Below are 15083 nucleotides of genomic sequence, written 5' to 3'. Positions count from 1 at the left end.
TGATTTAAAAATTATTTAGTCACTTTATCATAATAGACCATGTCAGCATTTAAGCCTTGGGCATAGCCATTTACATTATCACGTAACACGATTTGATTTTTGCCTTGATCAATAAAGACATAAGGCGAGCTACGCTGTAACTCTTTTTGCATATCGGTATAAAGTGATTGACGTTTAGTTTTATCGGCTTCATTAAGTGCTGCTAATGTTTGTTTGCTGATATCAGGAATTTGCCAGCCATTTAACCAAGCAACAGTATTAGATTGACCATCGTTATAGGCAAATGCGCTCGCGTTTGAATGTGCATCAAAATAATCTGGTATCCAAAAGCGAATCGCTGCTTGATGCTGTTTAGCGCGAACACGGCTATACACTTGGCTTCCAGCTGCAGGAAGTAAATCCACTTTTACATTGGCTTGAGCAAAACTCGCCTGTATTGATTGTGCAACAGTGATATAAGGCACTTTATTTTCGACATCAAGCGTAAAATGCGCATTTTCAATACCAGCTTTAGTAAGAATGGCCTTGGCTTTTTCAGGATCAAACGTAAATGGATTATCTTTTAATGCACCTGGTAAACCCACAGGTAAAAAGCTTTGGTGGATAAAATATTGTCCACGCATCAAATCTTCTGTAATACCTTTATAGTCGACAAGATAACGAGCAGCTTCCCAAAATGCAGGCTCTTTTAATACAGCGTTACCACTTGCTGTATTAAACGCCATATACACTTGCTCAGCAGAAGGGATATCTAAAATTTTGACGCCTGCTTTTCCTGCTAAAGCGGCAACTTGGTCTGTTCCTAATTCACGGGCGATATCAGCATCACCTTTTTCAATAAGAAGACGGCGTGAAGCAGGGTCTGGTACATTTTTTATAATGACATTAGGAGTTTTAGGTGCGCCAGTAGGAGAAAGCGGATTTGCCTCTAACACAATGGCTTGACGTGGCTGATAAGTACGCATTTTATAAGCACCACTTCCTGCTGAATGCATTTTCAGCCAACCATTACCAAAGTCATTATTTTTGATATGTTGAGACACTAATTTTTCATCAACAATAGACGCGATAGGGGTTGAGAGAATATTTAACACCACATCAGGGCTAACATCTGCTGTCCAGCGGACTTCAAACTCATCATTACTGACTTTTTTTAATAATGAGTCGATGTTATCTGTTTTCCAACCTAACACATTTAAAATAAAGGCTGGCGATTTGTTCATCTTAATTGCACGTTGATAAGAAAAGAGAATATCTTCAGGGCGAACAGGAGAGCCAGAGGCAAATTTTGCATCCGGTTTTATTTTAAAGATGATAGATTTTTGTTTAGGGTCTGCTTTCCAGCTTTCTACTAAAATAGGTTCATTAATTTCTGGGTTTTCACGATTAGGCTGAACAATACGCTGATAAAGGCTAGGTACGGTCTGAATACTTGATAATTCATTACTTTCAGCAGGATCAAGGCTAACAAGATCATCAAGGCCTTGTACCACAATTAGTGTATTGGCAGGTGTAGCTGCGAGTACAGGAACAGAAAGTGCACTAACCACTAATAACGATAATAATTTTGCTTTCATAGAATGCTCCCTGAAAAAGGTATTACTAAATTCTTATGTCAATAACTTATTATTTATTACTTTGTGAACTTAACATAGGTAAAACCCAGTGAATGCGCAAAGTTTTTATTACGCTTACATATAACACTTAGTTATAACAAAATGATATTAATTGTAGTATAGGAATAATTGCTTGCCAAAAAAGACTTTTCATATACCACTTTAGTAGTAAATATATTTAATAAAATTGACTATTAAGGTGTAGTAGCTGAATTGATTAAGCTCTGTTTGATATTCATCAATATATCTTATTAATGGTTTTGTATTTTAGCTTTAGATACCTTTAAATCTGAGGCAAAAATGAGCAAAAAAACAGTAGCGATTATCGGTAACGGGATGGTAGGTCACCGTTATATCGAAGAGCTGATTGATAAAGGCGGAAATGAAGAGTACCACATTATCGTCTTTTGCGAAGAACCTCGTGTTGCATATGACAGGGTTCATCTCTCTTCTTATTTCTCTCATCATACGGCTGAAGAACTCTCTTTAGTAAAAGAGGGATATTACGAAAAACACCAAGTCGATGTATTAGTCGGTGAACGCGTTATCACTATCAATCGTGAAGAAAAATTGGTGCATACCAATACAGGTCGTTGTGTTAATTACGATAAATTAATTATGGCAACGGGATCTTATCCGTGGATACCGCCAATCAAAGGAAGTAACTCGCCTGATTGTTTTGTTTATCGAACCATTGAAGATTTAAATGCAATTGAAGCTTGCGCCCGTGTTAGTCGCAAAGGTGCTGTTATTGGTGGTGGATTATTAGGACTTGAAGCCGCTGGCGCATTAAAAACCTTAGGTATTGAAACTCACGTTATCGAATTTGCACCTAACTTAATGGCAGAACAACTTGATACATTAGGTGGAGAGCAATTAAAACGTAAAATAGAACAAATGGGCGTTAAAGTTCATACCTCTAAAAATACCTTAGAGATTCTATCAACGGGAACTGAAGCGCGTAAAACACTTGAGTTTGCCGATGGTACTTCGCTTGAAGTTGACTTTATTGTATTTTCAACAGGCATACGACCTAAAGATAAATTAGCGCGTCAATGTAGCCTCGACATTGCACAACGTGGCGGTATTGTTATAAATGACCATTGCCAAACATCTGATCCTGATATTTATGCAATTGGTGAATGTGCTTCTTGGCATAATAAAGTCTTCGGACTCGTTGCACCTGGCTATAAAATGGCACAAGTTGCTGTTGATCACTTATTAGGTAATAACACACAATTCCAAGGTGCAGATTTAAGCGCTAAATTAAAATTATTAGGTGTTGATGTTGGTGGTATTGGTGATGCTCATGGTCACCAAGAAGGTTGTCGTAGCTATATTTATCTTGATGAAAGCAAAGAAATTTATAAACGACTTATTGTTAGTGAAGACAATAAATACTTGTTGGGTGCTGTATTAGTTGGTGATACCCAAGATTACGGTAATCTTCTTCAACTCACATTAAACACCATTGAATTACCAGAACATCCCGATACGCTAATTTTACCTGCTCATGCTGGTAGCAAACCTGCAATAGGTGTTGATTCACTCCCTGATACTGCTCAAATTTGCTCTTGTTTTGATGTGAGTAAAGGCGACATTATTAAAGCTGTTGAGGGTGGTTGTCATACTGTGGCTGCTATCAAAGCAGAAACAAAAGCAGGAACAGGCTGTGGTGGTTGTATTCCGCTAATCTCACAAGTTCTTAATGCTCAGTTAAGCAAACAAGGTATTGAAGTTAATCACCATCTTTGTGAGCATTTTCATTATTCTCGCCAAGAGCTTTATCACCTTATCCGTGTTGAAGGTTTAAAAACCTATGAAGATATTTTACAAAAACACGGTCATGGTTATGGCTGTGAAATTTGTAAACCGACAATCGGCTCTCTGCTTGCTTCTTGCTGGAATGATTATGTATTACGTGATGATTTAGTGCCATTACAAGATACCAATGACAATTTTCTCGCTAATATGCAAAAAGATGGCACTTACTCCATTATTCCTCGTTCTCCTGGTGGTGAAATTACACCCGCAGGTATGATTGCTATTGGTCAAATCGCACAAGAATACGATCTTTACACCAAAATTACCGGCTCACAGCGTATGGCGATGTTTGGTGCTCATAAACAAGACTTACCTGATATTTGGCAAAAGCTGATAGCTGCTGGATTTGAAACAGGGCATGCCTATGCAAAAGCATTGCGTATGGTAAAAACGTGTGTAGGAAGCAGCTGGTGTCGTTTTGGTGTGGGTGACAGTGTTGGTTTAGGTGTATCGCTAGAACATCGCTACAAAGGAATAAGAACACCACACAAAATGAAATTTGGGGTATCAGGTTGTACGCGTGAGTGTTCAGAAGCACAAGGTAAAGATGTCGGTATCATTGCGACAGATAAAGGCTGGAATCTTTATGTTGGTGGTAATGGTGGTATGAAACCGCGCCATGCTGATCTTCTTGCCGCTGATTTAGATGAAGAAACGCTAGTCCACTATATTGATCGTTTTATGATGTTTTATATTCGCACTGCCGATAAGTTACAACGTACCTCTGTTTGGTTAGAAAATCTAGAAGGCGGCATTGAATATCTCCGTGATGTCATTATCAACGATAAATTAAAATTAAATGCGCAATTAGAAAAAGAGCTTAAAGCAATACGTGAACGCTTTGCGTGTGAGTGGAAAGAAACAGTAGATGATGAACATGCTCGTAAACGCTTTGCTCACTTCGTCAATAATCCAATGCCAGATCCTAGTGTTCATATGGTGAAAGAACGTTTTCAACATCGCCCAGCACGTTTGCATGAGCGAATTGATATCAAAATGGTGACAGAGGAGGAACACTCATGAGCCAATGGACAGCTGTTTGTCAATTAGACGATATCACACCTCAAACAGGCGTGTGTGCACTGGTAGAACAAGAGCAAGTAGCTATTTTTCGTCCTTATAACGACGATCGTTTATATGCATTGAGCAATATTGATCCTTTTGCACAATCGAGTGTGTTATCAAGAGGATTAATCGCTGAATATGAAAATGAGTTATATATCGTAAGTCCTTTAAAAAAACAGCATTTTCGTTTAACTGACGGTCTTTGCCTTGAAGATGAGCAATTCTCAATAGCTCATTATCAAGTAAAAACAGAAGGTAAAACTGTGTATGTCCGTCTTAACGATTAATTAATGCTGTGGCATAGGAGAACGAATATGGATTATTTTCCAATATTCTGTCAGCTAAAAGATAAACCATGTTTATTAATTGGTGGCGGTGAAATAGCAGAACGAAAAGCGCGTTTATTAATGGATGCAGGAGCAATGCTTTACGTTGTTTCGCCTTCGTTTACATCGCAATTTTTAGAATGGCAAACAGAGCAAAAACTCATTTGCATTAATGAGGAATATCATCCTGATTATTTAGAAAATAAATGGTTGGTGATAGCTGCAACCGATGATGAAGCAGTGAATCAACATGTTTATCAAACTGCAACAGAAAAGCATATTTTCTGTAATGTTGTGGATTCACCAGAACAAGCAAGCTTTATCATGCCATCTGTTATTGATCGTTCTCCTCTTATGATTGCAATTTCATCAGGAGGCAAAGCCCCTGTATTAGCACGCATATTACGTGAGAAAATAGAGCAATTATTACCTAATTCATTAGGTACATTAGCGCAAATCGCAGGAAAATTAAGAGATAGAGTAAAGCAACGTTTTGTGTCAATGAGTGCAAGACGTTATTTCTGGGAGCAATTCTTTGAAGACAAAGCATTACAAACAGAAATAGAAGCTCAACGCGAAGCGAGAGTTGAGCAACGAATTGATGCGCTACTTTCAGAAACAACACAACCAGAAGGCAGTGTAACATTAGTGGGTGCAGGTCCTGGTGATGCAGGATTAATGACGATAAAAGGGCTACAACAGTGCCAACAAGCCGATGTCGTTGTATATGATAGATTAGTCTCTGATGATGTTATGGCGTTAGTTCGTAGAGATGCACAGCGTATTTATGTTGGCAAACGAGCCGGCTTCCACTGTGTCCCTCAAGACGAAATTAACCAAATATTGATAAAAGAAGCCCTAGCAGGAAAACGTGTTGTGAGATTAAAAGGCGGTGATCCTTTTATCTTTGGTCGAGGTAGTGAAGAGCTAGAGGCTTTAATTGAACACCAAGTGCCGTTTTCTGTTATTCCTGGTATCACTGCTGCATCAGGCTGTACAACGTATGCTGGCATTCCTTTAACTCATCGTGATTATGCGCAAAGTGTTCGTTTTATTACAGGGCATGGCAAAGAGCTAAATGATGCTCAATGGCAATGTATTGCAAAAGCAAATCAAACACTTGTTTTTTATATGGGATTAAACAAAGCGAGTTATATTCAAGAAATGTTACTTAGCCAAAAAATGCGACCGTCTGTTCCTGTTGCTATTATTGAAAAAGGCACACTGCCAACACAAAAAGTGGTGATAGGACAATTAGGCCAACTTGCAGAAATGGCAAAACATAGAGAAAGTCCATCTCTTATTATTGTTGGTGAAGTTGTCAGCCTAAATGAAAAATTACGTTGGTTTCAATCAAACTCAATAAATTAGTCATTTTTCTACGATAATGTTTTGACAAAATGATTTTAAATTAATCCCAGTATTGAATAACAATACTGGGATTTTTTGTCTAACTTAAAGAAATAAAAAGAAAATGAGTGTTATTTTTATTATCATTTAAACATTTATAAGTAAAATTAAAAATAATGAATAAAGATGTTTATTTAATATGCTAAATATAATGTTCTCTACTATTTCATTTTATTTTAGAAACGGTTTCTTTCATTTTTCAGATGATTTTAGACATCATTTTTTTACAATTACCACATAACAAAGTTCTGCATATCAGATAAAAAACATCCCAAATATATTAATTCTGTGAGCTAGGTAGGTTTTCTATCTATAAAAGTTGCGCAATGTTAAATAAATGTTTATTTGTTGTTTTTACTTGTTACGTTATATTTTTTGAAATTGAAGAAGGTAGTGCCTTTCTGGTCTAAACAAAGTTAATATATAAGAATACTAGACTGATTGACAAAAGTTACGATAAGTGTAAAAAATATCAGTGTTACACTTATTTTATCTAATAAATATCTTAATAAGAACGAGATGAGAAATTATCCACTAGAATTTAAATATTATTCATATTGTGATTAATACAGCCCCACTATAAATACGCATTTATCAGGAGAGGTACTAATGAAAAATAAGGTGATATCAACCAAGATATTAACTGCGAGCATTATTTCACTTGCATTCACTTCTTTTTTTTCTAATGCAGTTACACCTCCTGATGGCACTATTCTTGCCAAACAGCAAAATATTGTCATTAATAATGGTACTGAGGTTTCATCACTCGATCCGCATAAAGTTGAAGGCGTGCCAGAAAGCAATATTATTCTTAATGTGCTAGAGGGTTTAGTCTACATTGGCGCTGATGGTGAAAATAAACCTGGGGTTGCTGAGCGTTGGGATACGGATGATAATAAAATATGGACTTTCTATTTACGTAAAGATGCGAAATGGAGTGATGGTTCGCCTGTTACCGCTAATGATTTTGTTTATAGCTGGCGTCGCTTAGTTGATCCTCAAACCGGTTCACCTTATGCCAGTTATCTTGAATATGCTTATGTTGAAAATGTTGCAGATATTCTTACTGGTAAAAAAAAGCCAGATACACTCGGTGTGAAAGCCATTGATGCACATACATTCCAAGTAAAACTTACCCAACCTGTCCCTTATTTAATTAATATGCTTAATCACACTTCATTAAAGCCTGTGAAAAAAGAGGTTATTGAACAATACGGCATTAATTGGACACGACCTGAACATTTTATTGGTAATGGTGCTTATACGCTTGATAAATGGGTAGTAAATGAAAAGTTAACATTAAAGCGCAACCCACTGTATTGGGATAATAAAAATACCATTATTGATCAAGCAACTTTCTTACCTATTAATTCAGAAACAAGTGATATTAATCGCTATCGTAGTGGTGAAATACAGATTACCAATAGCGCAATACCACCAATTTTGTATAAAAAGATGAAACAAGAGCAACCTGAGAATTTGCATGTTACACCTTATTTATGCACCTTTTTCTATGAATTAAATAATAAACGCGCGCCTTTTGATGATGCTCGTGTGCGAGAAGCGGTTAAATTAAGTTTAGACAGGAACATTATCGCTGAAAAAATAATGGGACAAGGACAAATACCCGCTTATTCATTTACACCTTCATTTATTAATAACGGTCATTTTAAAGCGCCTGAATGGGCTAGCTGGACACAAGAACAACGTAATGAAAAAGCACGTCAATTATTAAAAGAAGCAGGATTTGATAATAATAATCCGCTTGCTTTTACGCTTCTCTACAACACGTCTGATCAAAATAAGCAACAGGCTATTGCTGCAGCTTCAATGTGGAAGAAAAACATTGGCGCTGACGTTACGTTACAAAATCAAGAATGGAAAACAGCATTAGAAAGTCGCAACCAAGGTAACTATCAGGTCGCAAGAGCGACATGGTGTGCTGATTATAATGAGCCAACGTCATTCTTAAATTCATATTTATCTACAAGTAGTCTGAATACCATTTTTTATAATAATAGTGCTTATGATGAAGCGTTAAATAATGCGCTAATGGCTGTTGATGAAGGTGCTCGTCATCAACTCTATCAACGCGCAGAAGCGTTGCTAGATAAGGACTCCGGTATTGTTCCTGTTTATTATCGAGTGAGTGTCAGACTGGTTAGCCCAAAAGTAGGGGGATTTACAGGAAAAGACCCCTTTGATTATACGGACTTAAAACGCTATTTTATAAAAGCAGATAATTAAAAAATAATTTTTAAATATATTTTTGTAAAACAATATGTTGTATCAACGTTCCGATACACAGCACAAGCATCACAAAACGGTTGTAAAACAACCCGCTCACTAACTGGGAGTAATTTATAAGATGACAAATTTATCGAGAAAAAGTGCGCTCGCGATTGCAATCGGCGCAATCTTTGGATTATCCGCAATGGGCGCTAATGCAGCCGTTGTGCCTGACGGGGTTAAATTAGCAGAGAAGCAGCAATTAGTGCGTAATAATGGCTCTGAACCTCAATCACTTGATCCTCATAAAATCGAAGGTGTTCCTGAATCAGCCCTTGCTCGTGATCTTTTTGAAGGAATAACCATTGTTGGACCTGATGGTGAGATTTTACCGGGTTCAGCGACAAGCTGGGAAAATAAAGATTTCACAGTATGGACATTTAAAATTCGTGAAGATGCAAAATGGTCTGATGGCTCGCCTGTCACTGCGCAAGACTTCGTCTATAGCTGGCAACGTTTAGCGGATCCTAATACTGCATCACCTTATGAAAGCTACTTACAATATGCACATATTGTGAATATTGACGATATTATTGCAGGTAAGAAAAAACCATCTGAATTAGGTGTTAAAGCAATTGATGACCATACTCTTGAAGTTACGCTTTCAGAAGCGGTGCCTTATTTACCAAAACTGATTGCTCACTCCTCAATGTCACCTGTTAACCAAAAAGTGATTGAGAAATTTGGTGAAAAATGGACTCAACCTGCGAATTTTGTGGGTAATGGTGCTTATAATCTAAAAAATTGGACGGTTAATGAACGTATTGAATTAGAACGTAGCCCAACCTATTGGGATAATAAAAAAACGGTTATTGATAAAGTCACTTATCTACCAATTTCTTCTGAAGTCACCGATGTTAACCGCTATCGTGCTGGTGAAATCGACATGACTTATAGCAACTTGCCTATTGAGCTATTCCAAAAACTAAAAAAAGAAATTCCTGATGAATTACGCATCAGCCCATATCTATGTACTTATTATTATGAAATTAATAATGAAAAAGCGCCTTTCAACGATCCTCGTGTTCGCGAAGCCTTAAAACTATCGATGGATAGAGATATCATTACTTATAAAGTAAAAAACCAAGGTGATATTCCTGCATACGGTTTCACTCCACCATTTACTGATGGTATTAAAGAAACGAAACCTGAATGGTTTACGGCTTTATCGCAAGAGCAACGCAACGAAAAAGCCCGACAATTGTTAGAAGAAGCAGGTTATAACAAATCAAATCCACTGAAATTCAAGTTACTGTATAACACATCAGATCTGCATAAAAAGGTCGCTATCGCTGCTTCCTCACTTTGGAAGAAAAACTTAGGTGCTGAAGTCTCTCTTGAAAACCAAGAATGGAAAACATTCTTAGATACACGTCACCAAGGCTCTTATGATGTAGCGCGTGCAGGCTGGTGTGCTGATTATAACGAACCTTCTTCTTTCCTTAACATGATGCTGTCAAATAGTAGTAATAATACAGTTCACTATAAAAACCCACAATTTGATGCATTGATGAAAGAATCACTACGTGTGAAAACCGATGATGAACGTGCTGCGATTTATCAAAAAGCAGAAGAAGCCTTAGATAAAGACTCAGCTATTGTTCCACTTTACTATTATGTCAATACCCGTTTAGTTAAACCTTATGTTGGTGGTTATTCAGGTAAAGATCCATTGGATAATTTACATACTAAAGATCTGTACATTATTGCTAATTAATCGGGCGAGGCCTTGTCTTTTATTGATAAGACAGGGCCTTTTTATCGTCACGCCTGAATAGGTTTGTGCTATAGGAACGGGCAATGTTCAAATTTATATTTCGTCGTGTTTTAGAAGCTATACCGACACTTTTTATTCTTATAACGATTTCGTTTTTTATGATGCGTTTAGCACCAGGTAGTCCATTCACAGGTGAACGAAAATTGCCACCTGAAGTTATGGCAAATATTGAAGCTAAATATCACTTAAACGATCCTATCTATAAACAATATTTCGATTATCTCATTCAATTATCGAAAGGGGATTTAGGGCCTTCATTTAAATATAAAGACTACAGCGTCAATACATTAGTGAGTAAAGCCTTTCCTGTTTCTGCTAAATTAGGGCTTTCTGCCTTTGTCTTTGCGGTGTTATTAGGTGTAGGAGCTGGTGTTATTGCTGCACTAAATCAAAATACCAAATGGGATTATACCGTCATGACCTTTGCCATGACGGGGGTTGTCATACCTAGTTTTGTTGTTGCGCCATTATTAGTCCTTATTTTTGCGATTAGCTTACATTGGTTACCTGCTGGTGGTTGGAATGGTGGACAAATTCAATACATGTTATTACCCATGATTGCATTATCGCTTTCTTATATCGCCAGTATTTCACGTATCACACGTAGCTCAATGATTGAAGTATTACATTCAAACTTTATAAGAACGGCAAAAGCGAAAGGTTTGCCGATGAAAAGAATAGTATTACGTCATGCCTTAAAACCAGCACTATTACCTGTTATTTCTTATATGGGACCTGCATTTGTAGGGATCATTACAGGTTCAATGGTCATTGAAACTATCTTCGGATTACCGGGTATAGGACAACTCTTCGTTAATGGCGCATTAAACCGCGACTACTCTCTCGTATTAAGCCTAACCATTATCGTTGGTGCATTAACCATTTTATTTAATGCCATTGTTGATATTTTATACGCTGTTATCGATCCGAAAATTCGTTACTAAATAAGACTGGAGCACGTTATGTTATCACTGAAGGAAAATAGCGAAGCTCTGGGGAATTTCTCGGAGCAACTCGATATTGAAGGCCGTAGTTTATGGCAAGATGCACGCCGTCGTTTTATGCATAATAAAGCAGCAATTACGAGCTTAGTACTACTCTTTTTTATCTTTTTATTTGTTGTTTTTGCCCCTATGTTATCGCCTTTCGTCTATGACGATACAGATTGGGACATGATGTCAATGGCGCCTGATTTTGCTTCTTCGCACTTTTTTGGAACTGACTCATCAGGTCGAGACTTACTTGTTCGTGTTGCTATCGGTGGACGTATTTCATTGATGGTAGGAATTGCCGCTGCATTTGTTGCCGTAATCGTAGGTACACTTTATGGTGCAATGGCGGGATATATTGGTGGACGTGTTGACTCTGTCATGATGCGTTTATTAGAGATCTTAAACTCTTTCCCATTCATGTTCTTTGTTATCTTACTCGTGACCTTTTTTGGTCAAAATATTCTCCTTATCTTTGTTGCTATTGGTATGGTGTCTTGGCTTGATATGGCGCGTATTGTAAGAGGGCAAACGCTCAGTCTAAAACGCAAAGAATTTATTGAAGCCGCATTAGTCTGTGGTGTTTCATCACGAAATATCGTTTTAAAACATATTGTTCCTAATGTGTTAGGTGTTGTTGTGGTATATGCTTCATTACTTGTACCTAGTATGATTTTATTTGAATCTTTCTTAAGTTTCCTAGGGCTAGGTACACAAGAGCCTCTAAGTAGTTGGGGTGCATTACTCAGTGATGGTGCTAACTCAATGGAAGTTTCTCCTTGGTTATTACTTTTCCCTGCTTCATTTCTAGTTGTCACACTATTTTGCTTTAATTTTATTGGTGACGGCTTACGCGATGCACTAGACCCGAAAGATCGCTAAGGAGAACAACATGACAAACAAAGAACCGTTATTAAGTGTTAACGATCTCTCAGTGACCTTTGGTACACCTGATGGTGATGTAACAGCTGTTAATAAACTTAATTTTGAATTATCAGCAGGTGAAACATTAGGTATTGTCGGCGAATCAGGGTCAGGTAAATCGCAAACTGCGTTTGCATTGATGGGATTACTTGCCAAAAATGGTCGTACAGCAGGAAGCGCTCAATTTAATGGGCGTGAAATCCTCAATTTAAGTCAAAAACAACTCAATAAAATGCGCGCTGAAGAAATATCCATGATATTTCAAGATCCCATGACATCCTTAAATCCTTATATGAAAGTAGGAACACAGCTTATTGAAGTGCTTATGCTACACAAAGGAATGAATAAAAGTGATGCCTATGCAGAATCAGTGCGTATGCTAGATGCAGTAAAAATGCCAGAAGCACATAAAAGAATGGCGATGTATCCTCATGAATTTTCAGGTGGTATGAGACAACGTGTCATGATTGCAATGGCGCTTTTATGTCAACCTAAACTATTAATTGCTGATGAACCAACAACCGCGCTTGATGTCACGGTGCAAGCTCAAATCATGACTTTGCTTAACGAACTTAAGCATGAGTTTAATACGGCAATTATCATGATAACGCACGATCTTGGGGTAGTAGCGGGTATTTGCGATAAAGTATTAGTGATGTATGCAGGTCGCACTATGGAATACGGTAATGCACGTAATATCTTCTATCAACCAACGCATCCGTACTCAATTGGATTATTACAAGCAGTTCCTCGATTAGATGGTGAAGATGAGCGTTTAGCTACTATTCCTGGTAATCCGCCAAATCTACTGCGCTTACCTAAAGGTTGTCCATTTCAGCCACGCTGTCAGTACGCATTAGAAAAATGTCTAAGCTGTGAGCCTCAGTTAGAAAACTTTGCACAAGGGCGTTTAAGAGCCTGTTTTAGAGCGGTGGAGGAATTAGTATGACTCAGGCCACTTTACAAGATAGAAAGGTCATTCTTGAAGTTAATGATTTGAAAGTTTACTTCGATGTTCAAGATAATAAACAATGGTTTTGGCAACCGAAAAAAAGCCTAAAAGCGGTAGATGGCGTCACGCTACGCTTATACGAAGGTGAAACGCTTGGGGTTGTTGGTGAGTCAGGCTGTGGAAAATCAACTTTTGCTCGAGCAATTATTGGATTAGTAAAAGCATCAGGTGGCACGGTTTCATGGCTTGGTAATGATCTTTTGGGAATGGGGAATAAGCAATGGCGTGATATTCGTCAAGATATTCAAATGATTTTCCAAGACCCGCTTGCATCACTTAATCCAAGAATGACAATCGGCGATATTATTGCTGAACCGTTGAAAACATATCACCCAAAAATGAAGCATGTGCAGGTGATTGAAAAAGTAAAAGCAATGATGATGAGAGTCGGATTATTGCCAAACTTAATCAACCGATATCCTCATGAATTCTCAGGAGGACAATGTCAGCGCATTGGTATTGCACGCGCCTTAATTTTAGAACCTAAATTAGTTATTTGTGACGAACCTGTTTCGGCTCTCGATGTATCTATCCAAGCTCAGGTTGTGAATCTTTTAAAAGATATTCAACAAGAAATGGGATTATCACTAATTTTTATTGCGCACGATCTTGCTGTGGTAAAACATATTTCAGACAGGGTATTAGTGATGTATTTAGGGCATGCTGTGGAATTAGGAACGTATGATGAGGTTTATCATAATCCACTGCACCCTTATACAAAAGCATTGATGTCCGCAGTGCCTATTCCTGATCCTGACAAAGAACGTGATAAACATATCGAATTATTAGAAGGGGAGTTACCTTCACCTATTAATCCGCCTTCAGGGTGTATATTTCGTACACGTTGTCCGATGGCCGATAAAGAATGTGCCAAGACACGTCCTTTATTGGAAGGAAGTTTTAGACATGCGGTTTCTTGCTTAAAAGTTGATCCTCTTTAATCGATATCAAATAAAGTATTAGTTATTCATTTTAAAATGCCTGATTAATCTCAGGTATTTTTTTTGCATGAAATTTATTAAGTAATATTTCTAGCATATTATCTTTTATTTTGACTTTGGGTAAATATAAATAAGTATATATAACTATCTTAATAAGACAATCCAAAAGAGACTTATTCATAATTAGATGTTGTTATACATAATTGATACTTTCCTTACACTTAAAAAGAGTAATTATTCCCTAATATATAATATTAAAAAATAAGCTAATATTTGATTTTGGGAAAACCATAAAGTAAATTACTGCCAAAGAGTGATAAAAAAAGAAGATTTTATACAATGAATAAGATTTTATTAGATTATGAATATATCAATGAAAGAAAAATCTTTTGTTATTCTATTGGCTACGAAATTGTACTTCTCCGAAAACGTAATTTAATGACAGGGGCTGAATTAGCACAAAAACTAAATATATCTCAACAACAAATATCGCGTTATGAAAGAGGTGTAAGTAGAATTTCTGCAGATATGTTACTCCATATTTTAAGTATATTTAATGTTTCAGTTAACGATTTTTTTGAAAGAGTATCTAATCGAGTTGTCACATTAAAATATAAAATTAAATATGACAAAGACAATAAAGTTCCATTTTTAAATGTCGGGTTTTTAAAAGAAGTTTACGACGTTAAAAATTAAAATTAGATAGTTAAACTAGTTAATAATTATATTTACTCTTCATTTATTTTATAAAGTTATTTTATCTGAAATAGCTTTATAGAAGGAATTCTATTTTTCAAATTTTAATATTTAAAAATATATTTGAAATGGAATAAAAATACAATAAAAGTATTTTTTATTTTAAATAAAAAATAAAGTTATTTTAATAGCTTTAACGTTGTCTTTGTCATAT

The 15083-nt window shown here is 36.7% G+C and carries 11 protein-coding genes; 10 read left to right on the top strand and 1 reads right to left on the bottom strand.

What is annotated here, in order from left to right; all coding sequences use genetic code 11:
• Positions 1-11: 11 nt before the first annotated feature.
• On the bottom strand, positions 12-1577 hold the full coding sequence (locus tag M983_RS01455; RefSeq protein WP_066745950.1) for an ABC transporter substrate-binding protein: 1566 nt from the start codon (positions 1575-1577) through the stop codon (positions 12-14).
• Between the two features lie 339 nt (positions 1578-1916).
• On the opposite strand from M983_RS01455, the gene nirB reads away from it, so the two are divergent.
• From nirB to M983_RS01405, 10 genes are all read left to right on the top strand, one after another.
• Positions 1917-4463 (top strand): nitrite reductase large subunit NirB, encoded by a 2547-nt coding sequence (nirB, locus tag M983_RS01450; protein ID WP_066745948.1) that lies wholly within the window; start codon positions 1917-1919, stop codon positions 4461-4463.
• Positions 4460-4792, top strand: coding sequence for a nitrite reductase small subunit NirD (gene nirD / locus M983_RS01445; protein ID WP_066745946.1), 333 nt, complete (start codon positions 4460-4462; stop codon positions 4790-4792). The genes nirB and nirD overlap by 4 nt, the downstream gene beginning before the upstream one ends.
• A gap of 27 nt (positions 4793-4819) precedes the next feature.
• Entirely contained in the window at positions 4820-6202 is a 1383-nt protein-coding gene (gene cysG / locus M983_RS01440) for a siroheme synthase CysG (RefSeq protein ID WP_066745944.1), read from the top strand.
• 648 nt (positions 6203-6850) lie between these two features.
• Positions 6851-8488, top strand: a complete 1638-nt coding sequence (locus tag M983_RS01435) for an ABC transporter substrate-binding protein (protein WP_066745942.1) — start codon at positions 6851-6853, stop codon at positions 8486-8488.
• A gap of 121 nt (positions 8489-8609) precedes the next feature.
• Positions 8610-10247 carry an oligopeptide ABC transporter substrate-binding protein OppA gene (oppA, locus tag M983_RS01430; protein WP_066745939.1) on the top strand — a complete coding sequence of 546 codons (1638 nt, stop codon included), beginning with the start codon at positions 8610-8612 and terminating at the stop codon, positions 10245-10247.
• Between the two features lie 83 nt (positions 10248-10330).
• On the top strand, positions 10331-11251 hold the full coding sequence (gene oppB / locus M983_RS01425) for an oligopeptide ABC transporter permease OppB (protein WP_066745936.1): 921 nt from the start codon (positions 10331-10333) through the stop codon (positions 11249-11251).
• Between the two features lie 18 nt (positions 11252-11269).
• Complete coding sequence (gene oppC / locus M983_RS01420; protein ID WP_066745933.1) at positions 11270-12178, top strand: oligopeptide ABC transporter permease OppC; 909 nt, start codon at positions 11270-11272, stop codon at positions 12176-12178.
• Positions 12179-12188: 10 nt separating this feature from the next.
• The gene (gene oppD, locus M983_RS01415; protein WP_066745930.1) at positions 12189-13169 is read left to right on the top strand and encodes an ABC transporter ATP-binding protein; all 981 of its coding nucleotides are present in this window, start codon (positions 12189-12191) and stop codon (positions 13167-13169) included.
• A complete protein-coding gene (gene oppF / locus M983_RS01410) occupies positions 13166-14173 on the top strand; it encodes a murein tripeptide/oligopeptide ABC transporter ATP binding protein OppF (RefSeq protein ID WP_066745927.1) in 1008 nt (335 codons plus the stop codon). Before oppD ends, oppF begins: the two co-directional genes overlap by 4 nt.
• Before the next feature lie 339 nt (positions 14174-14512).
• Positions 14513-14869, top strand: coding sequence for a helix-turn-helix domain-containing protein (locus tag M983_RS01405; protein ID WP_074388132.1), 357 nt, complete (start codon positions 14513-14515; stop codon positions 14867-14869).
• Positions 14870-15083 lie beyond the last annotated feature (214 nt).

Origin of the sequence: Proteus myxofaciens ATCC 19692 (assembly GCF_001654855.1) — a bacterium.
GTDB lineage: Bacteria > Pseudomonadota > Gammaproteobacteria > Enterobacterales > Enterobacteriaceae > Proteus > Proteus myxofaciens.
This window is presented reverse-complemented; position numbering and strand designations above follow the sequence as displayed.